The sequence below is a fragment of the Flavobacterium circumlabens genome (assembly GCF_004345565.1).
GTDB classification, from domain to species: domain Bacteria; phylum Bacteroidota; class Bacteroidia; order Flavobacteriales; family Flavobacteriaceae; genus Flavobacterium; species Flavobacterium circumlabens.
This window is the reverse complement of record NZ_SLWA01000006.1, coordinates 248597-270089: the sequence shown is the minus strand read 5'-3', so window position 1 is coordinate 270089 and position 21493 is coordinate 248597. Positions and strand designations below refer to the sequence as shown.

Genomic DNA, 21493 nt, shown 5'->3' with positions numbered 1-21493 from the left:
AAATGCATAAAAAAGGAGCCTGAAAATTTCAGGCTCCTTTTTTATGTGCAATAATTTTATCTCTTTAAAGTAAAATGAGATTTAAATTCTTTTTCAATTTTGTCTTCGGTGAAAATTATTTTAAACCAGTAATCAGTTGCAGGCATTTGGTATCCGTTGTATGTTCCGTCCCATCCTAAAACTTTAGAATTGAGTTGCTTTAACAATTTTCCATAACGGTCAAATATAAAAATCCGATCATTTTGTATTCCATCAAAACCAATAATATTCCAGGTATCATTATGGCCATCACCATTTGGCGTAAAGAATTTAGGATATCCTATTACTATAATTTCTTTAGTTAGATTAGTGCATCCATTTACGCTTCTAACCGTTATGCTATGTTTTCCGGAAGCCACATCCGTAAATTGATTTGAAAATTGAAAATCGGAGTTGTCGATTTGATATTCAAAAATTCCTGAAGCATTTTTTACATTTATCGTTATAGTTGAATTTTCGGAAAAGGATTCAGATTGTACGATTGTTATTTCGCCGGAATCAGTTTTAGTACTTGTCACTATCGCTTCTGCAATATCTGAAATACAATTGGTGTTTTTATCGATTGCAATTACAGCGTAATGGCCCGTTTCTTTTGCCTCTAATGTACTATTGTTTTGATTTTCGATTTTAGTTGCTTCCAAAAACCATTCAAAATTATACAATGAATTATTTAACTGTGTATCTAAAAGATAGGGTTGAATGAGATTATTTGTTGCGTTTTCAATACAAATTTTTCCATCCTCAATTTTCAGTTGTGGCTTGGCATAAACTGTAACGGTAAGTTTTTCCGCTGCTGCACATTGGCCATTAGCCGGAGTAAAAGTATATTCGGTAGTGTTAAGGTTGTCGATCGCCGGTAACCAGGTTCCTACAATTCCATTATTTGATTGTACCGGAAGCATAATAATTTCTCCTTCACAAATTGGTGCGATAGTGGTAAATAGTGGAATTGTCTTTGGATTTACGCTTACGGTTAATTTTGCAGTAGTGCTGCATTGCCCTGAATTTGGGGTAAACGTGTATTCAGTCGTTGTTGAATTGTTTATTGCGGGAGTCCATGTTCCGGGAATTCCGTTGTCTGATTGTGAAGGAAGTACAATTGTTTCGCCTTCACAAATTGGAGCAATCGCGGTAAATACAGGGCTGGTTTTCGGGATTATAGTTACATTTAATTTAGTTGTAGCAGCACATTCTCCTAAACTTGGAACAAAAGTATATTCTGTTGTCGTTATATTATTTATAGCAGGAGTCCAGGTTCCGGTGATCCCATTATTTGATTGGGCCGGAAGAACAATAGTTTCTCCCTCGCAAATTGGTGCAACGGCAGTAAATACCGGAACTGTCTTTGGATTTATAGCGACAGTTAATTTAGTAGTAGTGGCGCATTGTCCGGAATTGGGCGTAAAGGTGTACTCTGTAGTTGTTAAATTATTAACCGCAGGACTCCATGTTCCCGGTATACCATTAATAGATTGTAATGGAAGCATAAAATTCCCACCTTCACAAATGGCATTAATCGGGGCAAAGCTGGGTAGGGTTCTTTCAAGTATAACAATAGAACCGTTAACGGATGCATTGGTACCGCATCCTCCGGAGGTCGTAATGGTGAAATTATACGTTCCCGATGAAGTTGCCGTTCCGCTAATGGTAAAAACATTCCCAACTAAAGTTCCTGTTACGCCATCTGGCAGACTTCCTGAAGTTATAGAAGCAGCTGTCGCTCCACCGCCAATCGTATAACTCATATCAGAAACAATTGTATCTGCACAAGTTTGCTGGGAAGTTGGCCCCTGACTGTTAGTGATCGTGGGCGTTAATACACAAGTGTCCAATATACAGGAAATTGAGTTCGGACCAAAACATTCTGCAGGTGTTCCTACAGGAGTAACAGTTATTGTAACCGTTTCGCCATGGGGTACATTTTGAACCGTATAGGAATATACTTTACCAAGAAATCCAACATCTACAATGGCGTTAGTTCCAATTTTATAGGCCACAGAAAATTCTGCATATCCTAAAGCTAACCAATCAAAAGTAATTGAGTTTGCTGTTTTTGTTCCACAATAAAGATACGGCTCCATGACAGTACTAAATTGTATTTTTATTTCATCAGAAACAGGACATCCTATTCCGATCGGAGTTGCCTTTACGCCATAAGTACCGGACTGATTTACTGTAATTTCAGGACCTGTCTGAAGTGGAATCACGACTCCGTTAAATGTCCATTCATGCACAACGGAAGCGTCTAGTCCTGTTTTTAAAGTATAATTAGTTGCGGAACAAATCTGTAAATCTGCGCCTAAATTAATTCCCGATGAACTAAAACTTGCACCTTCTATAAATACGGCAGAGTCATAATTATTATCTAGAACATTTGCAATTGCAAGTTTTATATGATAGGTCTGTCCACATTGAACATCAGAAACGGCCTGAATAACTTTAGTAAATCCATCATATTGTATAGTGGTACCGCTATCGTTATTTACATAATATTGACAATATTCACAGGGGCCGCTATTTGAATTGCCGTTATTTAAATTATTAATTGAAACAGGTAAAGATGTTGTGGGAATTAGGGCAATATTTTTTGCATTTCCCGAATATGGTCCCGTTATTCCGGGTCCGGCAATAAAAAATCCAAAATTATCATTATAGGAATCATTTACAAACTCCGGATATTCATCAGATGCAAAAACAAAATTAAAAGTCAGTTTATTTCCAACAGGAACAAAATCAAATTCAAGAACAGCTGCATTCTGTATGGGCTGATTATTAGTTAAAATTGATAAGTCGGGATCTCCCTGAACCGGATTAGATGTTGGTAGAGTTGCCTGTCCCTGATCATTTGGGCCTTTAGCTATAATTGCATTTCCGGTACTTAAAATTAAACCTTTATTGATGCCAATGTTTGTTGTTGCGCCATTATCAAACAGGGCAATCTGATCACTTATTGTAGCAGCAGCCGATCCGTTAAACTTAATATTTGAAATATTAATTCCTTGTCCAAGTAATATATTTTGAGCTAATTGTTGTGGAGTTAAGGTTGAATTATCAATGACTAACTGCGCTTTTGCAAGGTTTGAAGTTAGTACTATCAGAAGCACAAAAAGTGTTTTTTTCATTTATAATTTTAAGGGAATCAGATTACAGAAGCAAATATAATTAACGAAATGAACACATTTTAGTTTTCTTAATAAATTCGTAATAAAATATTTTGGCAAGAATTACTTTGTTACTTAAAATGCTATATTTACTTCTTCAAAAACATCTTATGAAGAAAAACTACTTTTTTTTATTTACCTTTTTTTTATTGGTTAAAGTAAACGCGCAAGTAATTCAATTTAAAGATTCTAATTTTAAAACAAAATTAATTCAGGCCAATACTTCCAATACAATTGCAAAAGACTTACAAGGAAATTATTGTAAAATTGATCTCAATGGAGATTACGAAATACAAGTATCAGAAGCACAAAATGTAAGTTCACTGAATTTGAGTAATTCTCTAATTTCCGACTTGGCAGAAATAGAAAATTTTACCCAATTAAATGATCTGGATCTAAGTAATGAAGGAAGTGTTTATTATAATGATATAAAAAGTCTAAATATTAGTGCGCTTACTAAGCTTCAATATTTTAATTGCAAGGCAAATTATAATCTAAAAAATCTAGATTTTACAGGCTGCACTAATCTTACCTCATTAAATTGCAGTTCTACTAATTTTGGAGTTTTAGATTTAAGAAGTTTTACAAAACTAGAGACTGTTGAAGCAGACAGCGCTTACTTAACCTTATTAGATGTAAGCGGCTTATTAAAATTAAAGACCTTATTTGCAAGTGGTAATTTATTCACTGCCTTAGATTTAACGACCTGCAAAGATTTAAAAGAGGTTGTTATGAGTACAGGTGGATTAATATCCTTAGATGTAAGCGGTTTAACAAAACTCGAAAAAATAAATGTCTATAATAATAAATTAACCTCGTTAAAAATTTCTGGCTGTAACAGCTTATTTCACGTAGATGCCTGGATTAATAAATTGACAGCATTAGATGCCTCAAATTTAAAAAGTCTGACCTATTTAGATGTAAATTACAATGAACTCCAAATACTGAATCTTCAAAATTCAAACAGTCTCGAAAATGTAAGCTGTAATAATAATAAACTAAGCGCCCTTGACGTAAATGAGTTACTTAATCTTAAAGGATTATACTGTAATTACAATAATTTAACTTCTATTGAAGTAGATAAATTAAAAAAGCTTGAATGGCTTACAATCAGTTTTAATAAAATAGAAAATTTAGATATCAGTTCTTGTCCGTTATTAGCTAATATACATATAGACAATAATAACCTTCTGTTTGTTAATCAAAAAAATGGAATCAGGAAATACAACTATCAATATTACAGCAATGACAATTTAAAATATATATGTTGTAATGAGGACGAGCTTGACTTCTTGTTTCCAAGTTATGGTGCGCCATATCCTTTTTCTGTAAACACCTATTGTTCCTTTACTCCGGGTGGTGTTTTTTATACTTTAAAGGGGACTAATAAGTTTGACAGTAATAATAATGACTGTGACGAATCGGATATTAAGCTGCCTAATTTAAAATATAAAATTACAGATGGAGTAAAATCCTCCAATATTATTGCAAACTCTTCCGGGAATTATGAATTACAAGTAGGAGAGGGAACTCATACTATAAGTCCGGTTATTGAAAACCCCGCTTATTTTAAAGTTTCGCCTGAATCAGTTTCAATTACCTTTCCGGGAGCTGCAAGCCCATTTGTTCAAAATTTCTGTGTCACTCCAAACGGGGATCATCAGGATTTGGAGGTAACTCTTTTACCACTAATTCCGGCAAGGCCAGGATTTGATGCTACTTATAAATTAGTTTATAAAAACAAAGGAAACCAGGTAAAATCAGGTTCAGTTTCATTTGATTTTAATGATGGGGTGTTAGATTTTATAGCTGCGGTTCCTCAAATCACAAGTGAGCTAACAAACAAATTGGTTTGGGAGTATGCAAACTTGCAGCCTTTTGAAAGCAGAGAAATTTTAGTTACCCTAAATGTCAATTCGCCAATGGAAACTCCTGCGGTAAATATTAATGACAGATTGAGTTTTAATACCTTAATCCTGCCAATCGCGGATGATGAAAAACCGGTCGACAACTCTTTTGCCCTGCGCCAAACCGTTGTAGGATCTTATGATCCCAATGATAAAACGTGTCTGGAAGGTGATGTCATCAAACCAGAACTAATAGGAGAGTATGTTCATTATTTAATTCGTTTTGAAAATACAGGAACCTATCCTGCTGAAAATATTGTGGTAAAAGACCTGATTGATGTATCAAAGTTTGATCTTTCGACTTTGGTTCCCACTGACGAAAGTCATTCTTATATCACTAAGATTTCAGGTGAAAATAAAGTCGAATTTATTTTTGAAAAAATAAATCTGCCTTTTGACAATGCTAATAATGACGGTTATATTGCCTTTAAAATTAAAACTTTGCCGACTTTAAAAACAGGGGACTCTTTTACTAATGAAGCGAATATTTATTTTGATTATAATTTCCCGATTTTAACCAACAAGGCAACGTCAACTTTTAAAACTTTAGGTACTCCGGATTTTGAATTTTCAAAGTACTTCAGTATTTATCCAAATCCGGTTAAGGATGTTTTAAATATTGCGTCGAAGAATAATTTAGAAATAGGAGCATTGGCCGTTTATGATATTTTGGGACAATTAGTTATTGCTGTTCCCAATGCCCATGCTACTTCTTCAATTGATGTTTCAAATTTAAGAACAGGCAATTATATTTTAAAAGTAAAAACAGACAAAGGAAGTTCGGCCGTAAAATTTATTAAAAAATAATGCTGCTAATTTATGTTATAAAATCTGACATTTTTAAATAATAATAATTTTAACATTCGCTCAGGCAGCCAGCTAAATCAACAAAAGAGACAGTTTTCCAAGTTAGGAAACTGTCTCTTTTGTGTAAAAAAATTGGTTTTATATATTTGCTTTTATATATTTATCGCACAAATACAATGAATAATGTTAAAAAACTGTATTCTCTGTATTAAGTAAAAATATCTTTTTTAAGAATTCTGCGCCAAAATAAATTATGAAAACCACAACTGTACAAAACACTTTTGATGATATTACTCTTTGGAATAACATGAGGGAAAGTGATGAAAAATCCTTTTCTACGTTATTTGAAAAGTATTTTAGTGATTTAGTGAGTTATGGCAATTCACTGTCACCGTATTCGGAAAAAGTACAGGATTGTGTACAGGAAGTTTTTATCGATGTCTGGAAATATAGAAAAACACTGCAAAGTTCTGTCGTTGTAAAAGCCTACTTATTATCAAGTGTTCGTAAAAGAATTGCCCGTTTGCACGAAAGAGATCATATTTTTCGAAAGTCTACCAGTACCGATTCTATCGCTTTTCGTTTGGAATTTTCGGTAGAACACGAGCTTATAGACGATGATGATTATGCAACAAAAGAAAAAGTTGCCCATTTGAATAATTTACTGAATGATCTGCCACCGAGACAAAAAGAAGCGCTGTATCTTAAGTACCATCAGGGTCTGACGGTAGAGCAAATCGCCGATATGCTGGAAGTAAATTATCAGTCGGCAAGTAATTTGTTGTACCGTGGTTTACTGACGCTTCGTAAAGAATGGAAAGGTACTTTATCCTTAATTACACTATTATCTTCAGGTACTTTTTAATTTTTTTTAAAAAAGAATAAAAAAAATCACAATTTGGTGAGTATACAATAAGAGAGCTGTCCTCTATGTTTTTGTAACCTCATTTTACAGATGCAAAAACGTAACACCTATACCGAAATTGAAGATTTTTTATCTGATGAATCATTCCAGGCCTGGATCTTATCTAAAGTTGATGAAGAGGGCTGGGAAGAATGGACTCTGGAAAATCAACAGCGTGCGAAATTGGTTGAAGATGCCAGATTGATATTGCTTGCCATGAAAGTGCCGGAGTCAAAACTATCAGCTTCGGATATTCACAGAGCGTTGCAAAATACCTGGATCAAAATTGAAAACAGCCAAAAGCAAATTGATATCCGTAAAAATACCAAACTAAGATTCTTTAAGAAATATTTTCTTTCCGGAGTTGCAGCAACATTGTTTTTTTGCTTACTGTCGGTTTGGTTTTACAAAAACAATTTTAGTGAAGCCCATGAAACTGTAACTTATAAAGAGCTTATAGATAAAAACAGTGAAGGATTGGTAGAACAGACCAATAATTCCAATAAACCGCAAATCATTACATTATCCGATGGAAGTTCGGTTTTATTACAGCCCAATAGTAAATTAAGTTACCCTAAAATCTTTACCGGAAACGAAAGAAAGGTGTATTTGTCCGGCGAAGGTTTCTTTGAAATTAGTAAAAATCCTAAAAAGCCTTTCTTCGTTTACGCAAACGAAATCGTCACAAAAGTCGTAGGAACTAGTTTTAGAGTGAAAGCTTATTCCGATCAGCCTGATGTTGAAGTTCTTGTTCGCACCGGTAAAGTTAAGGTAAAATCCAATGAGTTAGTGTCATCATCCGATCGGGAAGTCGTTTTGCTTCCTAATCAGGCATTGCGATTTGTAAGGCATGATTTAACTTTTAATAAAATCACCAATATTACCCAGGATGAAACACTCACCAGCAGTGTTGGTAATATTGAGCAATTGAGTTTTGAATTTACCGACATTCCTGTTTCTCAAATCTTTGAGACGATAGAGCAGGCCTACTTAATTGATATTGATTACCCCCGTGAAAAATTAAAGGATTGTCATCTTACCACATCATTAAGTGATCAGCCCCTCACCGAAAAACTAAAAATTGTCTGTCGAAGTATCGGCAATAATACCAGTTTTGAGATGAATGGAAATCAGATTATTATAACATCTGAAGGGTGTAATTAATTTTTTGAAGACCCCAGTATAGAATCAGTACTGTACTTACTGCATATTCTAGTTTAAAATCGTATCATTTTTAAAAGTGGTATGCTATACTTCATTTAAAATAAAGGATTTATATAAATATAAAATACCAAAACATAATAATTCAAAAATAAAATAAAGGCCTATGTGAATTTAAAATGCAAAAAAAAGTGCCGAAATGCTGTAACATTTTCGACACTTCAATAAAGTTGAATTGCTTTCTGTAAAAAGGAATTCAGTCGTTTCTTAAAATACGCTCTAAACAGTATTAATCAAAACAAACCAAAATTATGAAAAAACCAGTTGTTAAACAACGATTACTCCATCGAATCATGAAAATAACACTATTTCAGTTTGTCTTAGCACTTGTATTTTCAAGTGTAGCTATGGCAGACGATGTAAATGGACAAAAAAAATTAGATACCAAGGTAACAATTACAGTTGAAAATTTAACTTTGGATAATGCCTTATCTAAACTTTCGAAATCTGCGCATGTAAAGTTTTCTTATAATTCGAGAATAGCTCAATTGAATCAAAAAGTGAGTATTGAGGCTAATAATGAAACGTTATCCGCTATTCTGTCCAGAATTTTAGAGCCCTTAAGCATCTCATATGCAGAAATAAGTAATCAGATTGTATTGCAAAAAAGCAGTAAAAATTTGTTTTCAGATTCAGAAAATACAAATTCATTATTTGAAACTTTAGTTCCGGGACCGATTATCAAAGGTAAAGTTACAGACCCGAGTGGTGTTCCTCTTCCAGGAGCTACGGTATTGGCTAAAGGAACCAAAATAGCTGTACTAACAGACTTTGATGGAAACTTTTCCATAGACATGCCGGCTAATAGCACATCATTGGTCATTTCTTATGTAGGCATGGAAACGAAGGAAATCGGAATACAAAATACAACTCCAACCATATTTCTGAATGAAGCAGGACAAAATTTAAAAGAAGTAGTAGTTACTACAGGTTACGAAAAAACATCAAAAAGAACTTTTACAGGAGCCATCAGCAAAATTTCAGGAACTGAGTTAAAAGTCGACGGAGTTGTTGATATCAGCAGAATGATTGAAGGAAAAGCAGCCGGTGTAACGGTGCAGAACGTGACGGGTACATTTGGTACTGCGCCTAAAATTACGGTACGTGGATCTTCCTCTATTTTTGGAGATACAAAACCATTATGGGTTATCGATGGGGTTGTACAGGAAGATATTATCAATATTTCTTTTGCAGATTTAGCTTCCGGAAATTCGGAAACTTTATTAAGTTCTGCGGTTGCGGGATTAAATTCAAATGACATTCAAAGTATTGAAATTCTTAAAGATGCATCTGCTACTTCAATCTATGGTTCAAGATCATTAAGCGGAGTTGTAGTGGTAACAACCAAACAGGGACGCAGGGATTCGCCGTTAAAAGTGAGTTATTCTGTTGAAAATACGGTAAGAACAGTTCCAAGTTATACACAGTATGATATTTTAAATTCTCAAGAATCGATGAGTATTTTAAAAGAAATGGAGCAAAAAGGTTTTCTGGATATGCCATCAACGCTTCAGGGAAGATATGGCGGGGTGTACAATCTTCTTTCCAGACAAATTGATCTTTACAGGACATCTAACGGTCAATTTGGAGTTAAAAACGAACAGCCTTATCAAAACGAATTTTTGAAAAAATACGAATTAGCCAATACAGACTGGTTTAAAGTTTTATTCCGACCTTCCATTACACAAAATCACTCGATGAGTTTTTCCGGTGGTGGAAAAAACAATACGTTTTATGCTTCTTTGGGATATTATACAGATCCGGGATGGACTATTGCTGACAGCGTAAAACAATTATCATCAAACATAAAAGGAACTTTTTATGTAAATGACAAATTGAATATTACCTTGTCTACATTAGCTTCTGTACGTGATCAAAATGCTCCGGGAAGTTACGAAAGTCAACAGGATGTTGTTTTTGGTAACGTAACCAGAGATTTTGATATAAATCCGTTTAATTATGTTTTAAGCACCAGCAGAACACTGAGACCTTACGATGATTTGGGGAACAAGGAATATTACAGAAATAACTGGGCGCCAATGAATATTATAAATGAATTGGAAAACAATATTTTAGAAATTAAAGTAAAAGATATTCGTTTCCAATTGGATTTAGATTATAAAATTAACAAGCACTTAAGTTATAACCTTACGGGTTCGGCACGTTATGCCAATACGAGCAGAGAGCACAAAATCTACGAAAACTCTAATGTGGTAGAAGCTTATAAAGCCGGTACTGAATACGGAGCAGACGGAGCCAATACGATTGTTAGAAACGCCAATATCTTTTTGTATAAAAATCCGGATGATTTGACGGCACAGCCGATTTCAGTGCTGCCAAACGGAGGATTCTTAAGAAAATTTACAAATGACCTGACTTCTTATAATATCAGAAACAGTGTAACTTACAGAAACACTTTGAATGACAAACATGAATTAGAAGGTTTTTTCGGAACCGAATTAAGATCATTAGACCGCAACAGCGACAATTTTACAGCTGCCGGAATTCAGTATGACAGAGGACTTACCGCTTTTACGGACCCCAAAATTATTGAAAAGATAATCAATGAAGGAAGTTCTTATTATGGCTTTAATACAGAAAGAGAAAGAACAGTTGGTTTTTTCGGAAAAGTAGGGTATACCTATGATCGTCGTTATACCGGTTCGATTACAGGCCGTTACGATGGATCAAACAGACAAGGAAACAGCGGTTCATCAAGATGGCTGCCAACTTATACCGTGAGTGGTAAATGGAATGTTGCGGAAGAAAAATTCATGAAAAATGTAGCAGCTGTAAATAATTTAGCTTTAAGAGCTTCTTATGGACTTACCGCCACAGCCGGGCCTGCAACAAATTCATTAGCGATTTACAAAAGTTTTATTACCGATCGTTTGGGAATTTCTGACAGAGAAACCGGAATAAATATTGATGAATTGCAAAATGCTGATTTAACCTGGGAAAAACAATACGAAACAAACCTTGGTGTAGATTTAGGAATGTTTAACAACAGAGTACAATTTACAACAGATGTTTACAGCCGTAAAGCATTTGATTTAGTTGATTTTGTAGTGACTTCAGGAATTGGAGGACAAAAAATCAAACAGGGAAATAATGCCAATATGGAGACTAAAGGTATTGAGGTTGGTTTTACAACTCAAAACATTGTAACCAGTAATTTTAAATGGTCTACAACACTTAACTTTTCTGTATACGATCAAAAAATTACAAAATTAGAAAATCAGCCTACAGCTTTTGATTTAGTAGACGGAAATGGAGGAAACGCTGTCGGACGACCAAGAAACTCCATTTATTCTTACCAGTTTACAGGTCTGAACAATCAGGGATTGCCAACTTTTGTTATGCAGGATGGGGAGACTGATAAAGTAACAGGAGCTAATTTTCAGGATACCGAAAATGTGACAAAATACCTGAAATATGAAGGCTCTATCGAACCAAATAAATCGATAGGTTTAGCCAACACGTTTACTTACAAAAGATGGTCGTTATATGTATTTGTTGTGGGTTCAGGCGGAAATAAAGTTCGTTTAAATCCGGCTTTTAGCAGTCAGTACGATGATTTAACGGTATTTACAAAAGACTTTACGAACCGTTGGATAAACCCTGGTGACGAGCAGTATACGAATGTTCCTGTAATTGCAGACAAACGTCTGATCACCAATTACGATGGAGCAAATGCATTGGGACGTGCTTACAATACTTATAATTATTCTGATGTGAGAATTGCTGACGGTGATTTTGTGAGACTAAAAAATGTTTCGCTTAGCTGGGAGTTTCCAAATGATTTCAAGAAAAAATTAGGAGTGAGTACTTTTACATTAAAAGGTTCAGCAGTTAATCCATGGCTGATTTATTCAGACAAGAGATTAAACGGACAAGATCCTGAATTCCGTAATACGGGAGGTGTTGCTTTTCCAATTACAACACAGTACAGTTTTTCTTTAAACCTTTCATTTTAATATAGTTGATTATGAAAAATATAAAATATATAAAAATCACCCTGGCCTTATTACTGATCATTACGCTAAGCAGCTGCGATGAATTTCTTTCAGAAGTACCGGACAACAGAACGCAGATAGATACGCCTGATAAAATATCAGAATTATTGGTAAATGCTTATCCGGAGGCTTCCTATATGGATTTTGCCGAAACGATGTCTGATAACGTTGCTGATGCCGGATTAAATAATTCAAATATAAAAAACGAGCAGAGTTATTATTGGGAAATGCACGACCAGACCAATGTTGATAGTGAAGGGAACTATTGGGATGCCTGTTACAAAGCAATTGCCCATGCCAATCAGGCTTTGGAATCCATTAAAAAACTAGGAAATCCTGCAGGTTTAAATCCGCAAAAAGGCGAAGCGTTACTGGCCAGAGCCTACGCACACTTTATGTTAGTTACCTTTTGGTCTAATCGTTACAATCCCGCTACAGCAGCGAAAGATTTAGGAGTGCCTTACGTAACAGAACCGGAAACAGAATTGCTGAAAAGCTACAAAAGAAATAGTGTACAGGAAGTTTTTGATTTTATTCAGAAAGACCTTGAAGAGGGTTTAAAATATGTAACCAACGATTATAAAGAACCTAAATTTCATTTTAATAAAGAAGCTGCCAATGCATTTGCAAGTCGTTTCTATCTGGTAAAAGGAGATTGGGATAAAGTACTGGAAGTTTCAGCAAGTTTAGGTTCTAAGCCTGACGGAAAGCTTAAAGATTATGTAACATTGTCAAGCCTGGCTCCTGATGTTCAGTTTATAGAATATGGAAAATCATCTTATACGGCGAATTTGCTAATAGCTTCTCCGAATACGCTTATAGGAAGATCTGCGAGCGGAAGCAACTATTATCTGACTGACGCAAAACAAACGGAACTTTTTGGACCTCAAACCAGTTTTTACAATAAAGCATGGTTGTTTGATTTTTACAGTTATAACAGCAGCAGTACGTTGTTTACGCCGAAGTTTGAAGAATACTTTAAGTACACCAACCTGACGGCTAACATAGGAATACCATATGCCGGAGTTCTACTTTTATCTAATGATGAGTTTTACCTGAATCGTATTGAAGCACTTGTAATGAAAAACAGAATTGCGGAAGCCAATACAGAGTTAGAGTACTTTTTAGGAACAAGAACTTCGGGATACAATGCCGCAACTGATAAACTGACTGAAGCAAATGTAGTAGCAAAATACCCTGTTATTACCAATGAGTTTACACCTTATTACGCGCTGACACCATTGCAGACTTCTTACGTAAAAGCTATTGCTGAAGCAAGAAGAAGGGATTTTGTTCATGAAGGATTAAGATGGCTTGATGTAAAACGTTTTAATATTGTGGTAAGCCGCAATGATCCTGGTAACCCGGTTAAAACTTTGGTGAAAGACGATAAACGCAGAGCCTTGCAAATACCGCTTAGCGCATCAAATTACGGAATAGAAAAAAATCCCCGATAAATTTTAATTCAATTTTTTAGAGACTATGAAAATATTAAAAAAATATAAAGCAATAATGGCAGTTGCAGGGGTTTTAACTTTTACAGCCTGTGCTCATGAAGATCAGCCGACCGAAAGCCAGTTAGATTATTCAATACCTGCAAAAACAGCATTAGACAACTGGATTTCAGCCAATTTTCTTAATCCGTACAACATCAGTGCCCAATATAAGTGGAACCAGAACAAAGTAGATAACAACAGGTTTCTTTTTCCTCCATTAGTAGAGAATGTACAGCCGGCATTAGAGGTTGTCAAACAAATCTGGATTGACAGTTATTCTGAAGTGGGCGGTGCTGATTTCGTAAAAATACTCGCACCGAGAGAAATTGTTCTCGTGGGAGGAGTAAACTCTAATTCTAATGGAACGAGAACTCTGGGAATTGCAGATTCCGGACAAAGAATCACCCTTTTTGAAGTGGATTATCTGGACACAACAAATCGTGACAACGTGACGGAATTCATTCATACGATTCAGCATGAATATGTACATATTTTAAATCAAAACAAACCTTTTGATGAACAGGCCTGGCAAAAAATAACGCCCGGAGATTATACCGGGACCTGGCATTTAGAAAAATTGGAAACCTCCAGAAATCTGGGATTTGTAACCAACTATGCGAGAAATAATATTATTGAAGATTTTGCTGAAACTGCTTCTACAATACTGACCAGTTCAAAAGCAGAATATGCTGCAATTCTGGCCAGCATTACCAGTGCAAACGGAAAAGCAAAGCTGAAACAGAAAGAGGCAATGGTAGTACAGTATTACAAAGATGCTTTTAATATTGATTTCTATGCATTGAGAGATGCTGCTGAGAGAAATACAACAGCCGTTACTAATCAATAGTTCTTTAATGTACAATTTATAAAAGAAAAATTATGAAACCAAAAAATATATTGAAGTACTTAATGTTTGCCTTTCTGGCAGTATATGTGTTAGGCGCTTGTTCAAACAGCACAGAAGCAGATCAGATATTTGATGAAACGCCATCTGAGCGTCTGAGTGCACAAAAAAAAGAATTAAACGATGCATTGCTTTCTTCAGAGTTTGGCTGGAAAGCGGTTTATTTTACAGATGATACCCAATTAGGAGGTTTTACGCATTTGTTTAAATTTTCTGCCGGTGGAAAAGTAGTAATGGCCTCTGATTTTGATGATGATGTCCTGGCTCATGAAAGTGAATATGATGTGGTGTTAGGCAGTACCGTTAGTGTAGTATTTACAACATTCAATAAAATACATCTTTTGTCCGACTCAGACAACTATCCCACTAGCGCTTTAAGAGGTAAAGGGTATCTGGGTGATTTTCAGTTTTTATATTACGGGCAGGAAAATGGTGATCTGGTTTTTAAAAGCAACCGATTAGTCAGAGAAGTACGTTTTGTAAAAGCCACACAACAAGATTGGACAGATTTAGCTAAAAATCTCGTAACGGAGGAAAATTTAGTGGGAGGAATAGATAAACCCTTATTCAAATTGCTTGAAATCAATGATGGAAAATCAATTAAGAAATATGAGTTTGGATACAATCCGTTATCCCGATACTCATCCTCCTCCTCTTTAGATGCAGGTTCTTCAGAAGTAGTGAGCATGGGAATAGGCTATACACCAACTGGTCTTGTAGTAAGTCCGGCTTTGAAAGTAGCAGGACAGAGTTTAACGAACTTTGTATATGATGAAGACAGCGAAAGCTTTACTGCAAAAGGAACCGGAGGAGTAAGTGTTGAAATTAAGTACAGCAATGCGCCTTTGTTTTTAACAGATGATTATAAAATATTGCTTCCCGGAAATCCTCACGCCTGGTTTGGCTATTATGTGGGTGACTATACGGAAGATGCCCCAACAAATTCAGAATTGTTTATAAAGGAATTAGCCGGAATCAATGCGTCTTTGCCGGCAGGTGTAACCATTACTTCTGTACAGCTTTATCTTAACCATCCACTAGGAAACTTTATTTACTACACATTTGAGGGAAGATCCGCAATATTTCATTACATAAATGTAACAGAAGATTCGGTTGGCAAAAAGGTTATTTTAAGTCATAAATCATGGAATGGAAATACTGTTGTAGCAACTCCTGCATTCCTTAAAGAATTTGATAAACATCTGGTCAATGCATCCGGTGTTTATGTTAAGAGAGAAAATTTCAAACTTTATTATACAGAACCTGTGTATACGTTTACAAGTGCTTCAAGTTCCTTTAGAATGACAACTTGGAAACTTAATTAATAATTTTTTTTAGTTTTTTTAATTTTTGGATAAATGCAGCTCACTTGTGGGCTGCTTTTTGTAATAGCAATAAATAAATATTTTCTTGTTATTACTTTAATTAATAGAAAGTTATTCTTATATTTAACACTGAAATTTTATGCTTAAGGTTATTTACAGGTCTGAAACTCAACAGGCATCAAAAAGTTTGAGGGAACAAAATATTAAACAACCTATTATGATGTTAAAAACAATTTTGAATTTTTCAGGAGTTGAAGTATTAAGTAGAGAAGAACTAAAAAACATGAATGGAAGCGGCGGTCAGAGATGTACCATACCATGGACACCATTTCCTTATAACGGGCCATGCATTATGCTTCCTCCGGTCACTCCGGTGGAGCCGCTTGAGCCATTTCCGGAAGAACCCCTTTTAAAACCATAATACGCCATGCCAGTAGCAAATAACTACTGGTTTTTTTATTTTTTTGCTAATTTGAAAATGTTCCAATTGTTGTATTTGGTATTTATACCTTAAATGACCGACAATTGTTTTTTTTTAAAAAGGGAATTATCATATATTTGACGAGTCGTTCATAGCCCTGATAGAAATGGAAATCCTTTTGTGTTTTTTCTTTAAAAACAGAAAAGATTGAAATGGATAGCAGGATTAGCTACAAATAAATATTAAATTTAATTTTGAATATGAAATTACTAGAAGGAAAAGTGGCCATCATTACGGGCGCTAGTCGTGGAATTGGAAAAGGAATTGCTGAAGTTTTTGCGAAACACGGTGCAAACGTAGCTTTCACCTATAGCTCATCTGTTGCTTCTGCTGAAGCTTTAGAAGCTGAACTGAACGCTTTAGGAGTAAAAGCAAAAGGATACCAATCGAATGCAGCCGATTTTAATGAGGCACAAACTTTTGTAGACGCTGTTTTGGCTGATTTCGGAACAGTAGATATTTTGATTAATAATGCCGGAATCACAAAAGATAATTTGTTGATGCGTATGTCTGAAGCAGATTTCGATCAGGTAATTGATGTGAACCTGAAGTCTGTCTTTAATATGACAAAAGCAATTCAAAAGACATTTTTGAAACAACGTGCAGGTTCTATTATTAACATCAGTTCTGTAGTCGGAGTTTCCGGAAATGCAGGTCAGACCAACTATGCAGCTTCAAAAGCAGGGGCAATTGGTTTTACTAAATCTGTTGCATTGGAATTAGGTTCCCGTAATATTCGTTGCAATGCAATTGCTCCCGGATTTATTGAAACTGAAATGACTGCAAAATTAAGTGAAGATATCGTAAAAGGGTGGAGAGAAGGAATTCCTTTGAAACGTGGCGGAACAACAGAAGATGTTGCGAATGCCTGTTTATTTCTTGCTTCAGATATGAGTGCCTATATCACAGGACAGGTTTTGAATGTTTGCGGAGGAATGCTTACCTAAGATAAAGTCTCAGTTTACAGTTTTCAGTTTACACTGCGAACTAAATACAATATAAAAATTTCAGTTTACGGTTTTCACTTATTGCTGATTACCGAAAACTGCCACTGCAAACTATAAAATATGACTACAAACACGATTCTATTATTATTACTTTCTTTAGTAATAGCCGGTGGTTTGTCGTATTTTCAATATTATTACAAAGCCAAAAGTAAATCCAATGTGATCGTGCTTTTGGCTTTTTTGCGTTTTTTAGCCATTTTTGCTTTACTAGTTTTATTGATCAATCCGATTGTTACTAAAAATGCGCTGGTCGTAACCAAAACACCTCTGGCAATTGCAGTAGATAATTCAAGTTCGATTACATCTTTAAAATCAGACAAAAAAGTTGTTGAATTGTATCAGGAATTGGTTTCAAATCCTGCACTTCAGGAAAAATTTGAAATTCAGTCGTATCAGTTCGATGCAGATCTAAAGCCATCAGCAGTATTTGATTTCAAAGGAAAGCAGACCAATTTAGATGCCGTTGCCAGTAATTTAAAAAGTATCAACAGGAATACTATTTTTCCAACGGTTATTATTACTGACGGAAATCAGACTACAGGAAACGATTATGTGTATCGTTTTGATCCCCTAAACAAAGTATATCCTTTAATTGTAGGGGATACAACCACTTTTTTTGATTTAAAAATCAATCAGCTCAACGTAAATAAATACGCTTTTCATAAAAATAAATTCCCCGTTGAAGTATTTCTGCAATATGCCGGAGATAAAAATACAATAGCAGATTTTTCAATTACTCAGGGAAATTCTGTTATTGCTAAAGAAAAAGTTTCTTTTTCCGCAGCTAAAAAAACAGCGACTTTAAATTTGCTTTTGCCTGCTGATAAAGTAGGATTGCAGGTTTTTAGAGCCAGTATTTCTTCTGGTGCAAAAGAAAAAAACAGTTATAACAATATCAAGAATTTTGCGGTAGAAGTTATTGACCAAAAGTCAGTAATAGCAATAGTTTCGTCTATAAACCATCCGGACATTGCAGCACTAAAACGTTCGATTGAAACTAATGCACAACGTAAGGTAATATTAGTCAAACCAAACGAAATCAATCTATTACAAGATGTTTCTGTTTTGGTTTTATATCAGCCAACAGCTGCTTTTAAACCCATTTTTGACAACAATAAATTAGCCGGAACCAATACGTTTATTATTACCGGAACCAATACAGATTTTAATTTTCTGAATCAGCAGCAGAATAACCTGATCTTTAAAATGAGCAATCAGAGAGAAGATTATTTAAACGAATTTCAGTCCCAGTTTAATCTGTTTGCTATCGAAAATATTGGTTTCGAAAATTTCCCGCCTTTGCAAAATTTATTCGGTACAATCACCACCAATGGAAATGTATCGGTTTTACTATCTTCAAAAATCAGAAATGTTTCTACTAATGCACCTTTGTTGGCATTCGCCGAAAATCAGGGCAAAAGAACCGCTTTTCTTTTAGGAGAAAACAGCTGGAAATGGCGTTTGCAAAGCCATATCGATAATCAGTCTTTTGAAAAGTATGATATCTTTACAGACAAGATCATTCAATACTTAGCTTCAGCAACGTCAAGAAAATCATTGGTTGTAACGCACGAAAGTTTTTATAATTCCGGAGAAGCAATTGTAATCAATGCACAATACTTCAATAAAAATTATGAATTCGACGAAAAAGCGAGATTGACCATAAATGTAACCAATGCCATAACAAAGCAAACCAAAAACTACGATTTGCTAAAAGGAAACAATTCTTTTTCCGTAAATCTGGACGGGTTGCCTGCAGGGAAATATAATTTTACGGTAAAAGAACTAAATACCAACACAAGTTATACAGGCCATTTTGAAATTCTGGATTTTGATATAGAAAAACAATTTGTAAATCCTGATGTTTTAAAATTGAAACAATTGGCCTTGCAAACCAACGGAAAAGCTTTTTTCCAGAACCAGAGAGCAGAACTGATTAAAACACTTTTGGAAAATAAAGAATACAAATCGATAGAAAAAAACGTTTCGACTAAAACGCCTTTAATTGACTGGGTTTGGTTGTTGATTTTGATTGTTGCTTTACTGACAACAGAATGGTTCGTTAGAAAATATAACGGGTTACTTTAAAAAGGTGCTAAGGTACTAAGTTGCAAAGGTTCAAAGGTTTTGAATTGACCCGAAGATAGCTTAATGGAATAGTGCTGGGTTTAGCCTAAAATAGCGTAATTTGGCTAAAGCCATTTAAAATCTTCCTTACAAAGTTTCAAAATTTTACTTAACTTGAAACCTTAAACATGAAACAAAACGAACTACTATAATGGATTTCAGGCTAAAAGTATTTCACACCGTTGCTCTCAGGCTCAACTTTACAAAAGCGGCGAGTGAATTGTATATTACCCAACCGGCAGTTTCCAAACACATTCAGGAATTAGAAGAAACTCATAAAATCAAGCTTTTTGAACGGAACGGTTCCAAAATAGCATTAACTCCGGCTGGAGAAATTTTACTAAAACATACTAAAAATATTTTCGAAATCTATCGCAAGATAGACTTCGATATGAGTACGTTTGTGAGTAAACGCCAGGGTTTATTGCGCCTGGGATCAAGTACAACAATTTCCCAATATATTATTTCTCCCGTTCTGGCCCGTTTTCATCAAAAGCAGCAGGAGATAAAAGTCAATTTGTTAAATGGAAATACAGAACAAATTGAAAATGCCTTACTCAGTAAAGAAATTGAAATCGGAATTGTAGAAGGGCAGTCTAAAAATCAGTCCATTAAATACATTCCGTTTTTAAAAGATGAATTGGTCTTGGTCTGTAATAGTAAAAATCCATTAATTCAGCAAAATGAAATTTCATTAAACGATTTAAAAGTAATGAAATTCATCACCCGGGAACGAGGTTCCGGAACACTTGAAGTTATTGAGTATGCCCTAAAACAAGTTGGCGTTAAAATAACCGATTTGCAAATCGAAATGCAATTGGGAAGTACGGAAAGCATAAAATCGTATTTGTTAAATTCAGATTGTTTTGCTTTCATGTCCATACATGCTGTTAGTAAGGAATTGAATAATAATGAATTAACGGTTTTAGATGTTGAAAATTTAACTATTGAAAGATATTTTTATATCATCACCTTGCTGGGCAAATCAGATCCTTTATCTGAATTGTTTGTTCAGAACATGTCTGATTATTATAACCTGAAGTTATAGTCGATTGTATTTTACGATTGGTAATTGCGATAAAATCGACAGATCTTTGTCAGGTAATTATCAAGCAGTATATTTTGAAAACGCAACAACATTCAGTATCGCATTTAGTAGAGGTTAGCATTTATTTTCAACAGGCCCTTTTTGGCTTGGTGATTTTTTTATGTTTGTTTTCCATTATTTCTCCTCCAATCGCTTTGTTACTGGGAGTTCTGATAGTAAATGTTTTCGGGAATCCATTTTTAGCCTTCAATCATAAAGCGATTACTTTTTTGCTGCAATTCTCTGTGGTTGGTTTGGGTTTCGGCATGAATGCAGCAAGCGCCATTTCAGCCGGGAAAGAAGGTTTTTTGCTGACGGTATTTTCAATTTTCAGTACCTTAATCTTCGGGACTTTATTAGGAAAGTGGTTTCAAACAGATAAAAAAACCTCGCATTTAATTTCGTGTGGCACAGCAATCTGTGGAGGAAGTGCCATAGCAGCTATTTCTCCCGTAATTAAGTCAAATGAAAATCAAACCTCAATTGCTTTAGGAGTAATTTTCATCTTAAATTCGATTGCCTTATTTGTATTTCCGTTTATTGGCCATCAACTGGATTTATCGCAAAGAGAATTTGGTTTATGGTGTGCAATTGCCATTCACGATACCAGTTCAGTAGTGGGAGCAGCCAATAAATACGGCGCCGAAGCCTTGCAAATTGCCACAACAGTAAAACTCGCCAGAGCTTTATGGATCATTCCGATTTCAGTTTTTACAGCGGTTTTATTCAAAAACAAAAGCAGCAAAATCAAAATTCCGTATTTTATTGGATTGTTTATTGTAGCCATGCTTTTAAATACTTATGTACCTGCAACAGCTCTTATAGCTCCGACTGTTGTTAGTATTGCCAAGATAGGTTTAACAATAACCTTGTTTCTTATTGGGGCAACTTTAAATCTTACTACTTTAAAAGCAGTAGGAGTGAAGCCTTTGCTTCAGGGCATTTTCCTTTGGATATTTATTGCAGGTTTGGGATTGGCTTCTATTTTATATTTCTATTAAAACAAAACGG

Annotated in this window: 13 protein-coding genes; 12 read left to right on the top strand and 1 reads right to left on the bottom strand. The window is 34.9% G+C overall.

Annotation, left to right across the window (positions count from 1 at the left end):
• Nucleotides 1–56: 56 nt before the first annotated feature.
• Nucleotides 57–3161 carry a T9SS type B sorting domain-containing protein gene (locus tag EV142_RS15895; RefSeq protein ID WP_132036830.1) on the bottom strand — a complete coding sequence of 1035 codons (3105 nt, stop codon included), beginning with the start codon at nt 3159–3161 and terminating at the stop codon, nt 57–59.
• Between the two features lie 149 nt (nt 3162–3310).
• Here EV142_RS15895 and EV142_RS15890 point away from each other — a divergent pair, with 149 nt between their 5' ends.
• The 12 genes from EV142_RS15890 (at nt 3311) to EV142_RS15835 (ending at nt 21483) form a co-directional block, all read left to right on the top strand.
• A complete protein-coding gene (locus EV142_RS15890; RefSeq protein WP_132036829.1) occupies nt 3311–5914 on the top strand; it encodes a DUF7619 domain-containing protein in 2604 nt (867 codons plus the stop codon).
• Nucleotides 5915–6167: 253 nt separating this feature from the next.
• The gene (locus EV142_RS15885) at nt 6168–6779 is read left to right on the top strand and encodes an RNA polymerase sigma factor (protein WP_132036828.1); all 612 of its coding nucleotides are present in this window, start codon (nt 6168–6170) and stop codon (nt 6777–6779) included.
• A gap of 90 nt (nt 6780–6869) precedes the next feature.
• A complete protein-coding gene (locus tag EV142_RS15880; protein WP_132036827.1) occupies nt 6870–7982 on the top strand; it encodes a FecR family protein in 1113 nt (370 codons plus the stop codon).
• Between the two features lie 308 nt (nt 7983–8290).
• The gene (locus tag EV142_RS15875; RefSeq protein ID WP_132036826.1) at nt 8291–12016 is read left to right on the top strand and encodes a SusC/RagA family TonB-linked outer membrane protein; all 3726 of its coding nucleotides are present in this window, start codon (nt 8291–8293) and stop codon (nt 12014–12016) included.
• 11 nt (nt 12017–12027) lie between these two features.
• Complete coding sequence (locus EV142_RS15870) at nt 12028–13512, top strand: RagB/SusD family nutrient uptake outer membrane protein (RefSeq protein ID WP_132036825.1); 1485 nt, start codon at nt 12028–12030, stop codon at nt 13510–13512.
• A 25-nt stretch (nt 13513–13537) separates the two neighbouring features.
• The gene (locus EV142_RS15865; protein WP_132036824.1) at nt 13538–14398 is read left to right on the top strand and encodes a zinc-binding metallopeptidase; all 861 of its coding nucleotides are present in this window, start codon (nt 13538–13540) and stop codon (nt 14396–14398) included.
• A gap of 32 nt (nt 14399–14430) precedes the next feature.
• Nucleotides 14431–15780: a DUF4302 domain-containing protein gene (locus EV142_RS15860; protein WP_132036823.1), complete on the top strand. Its 1350-nt coding sequence runs from the start codon at nt 14431–14433 to the stop codon at nt 15778–15780.
• A gap of 217 nt (nt 15781–15997) precedes the next feature.
• Nucleotides 15998–16201, top strand: coding sequence for a hypothetical protein (locus EV142_RS15855; protein ID WP_127339988.1), 204 nt, complete (start codon nt 15998–16000; stop codon nt 16199–16201).
• Nucleotides 16202–16461: 260 nt separating this feature from the next.
• Nucleotides 16462–17208, top strand: a complete 747-nt coding sequence (fabG, locus tag EV142_RS15850; protein WP_132036822.1) for a 3-oxoacyl-[acyl-carrier-protein] reductase — start codon at nt 16462–16464, stop codon at nt 17206–17208.
• Nucleotides 17209–17328: 120 nt separating this feature from the next.
• Nucleotides 17329–19356: a hypothetical protein gene (locus EV142_RS15845; RefSeq protein ID WP_132036821.1), complete on the top strand. Its 2028-nt coding sequence runs from the start codon at nt 17329–17331 to the stop codon at nt 19354–19356.
• Nucleotides 19357–19546: 190 nt separating this feature from the next.
• Nucleotides 19547–20443, top strand: a complete 897-nt coding sequence (locus tag EV142_RS15840; protein WP_132036820.1) for a LysR family transcriptional regulator — start codon at nt 19547–19549, stop codon at nt 20441–20443.
• 74 nt (nt 20444–20517) lie between these two features.
• Complete coding sequence (locus tag EV142_RS15835) at nt 20518–21483, top strand: YeiH family protein (protein WP_132036819.1); 966 nt, start codon at nt 20518–20520, stop codon at nt 21481–21483.
• Nucleotides 21484–21493 lie beyond the last annotated feature (10 nt).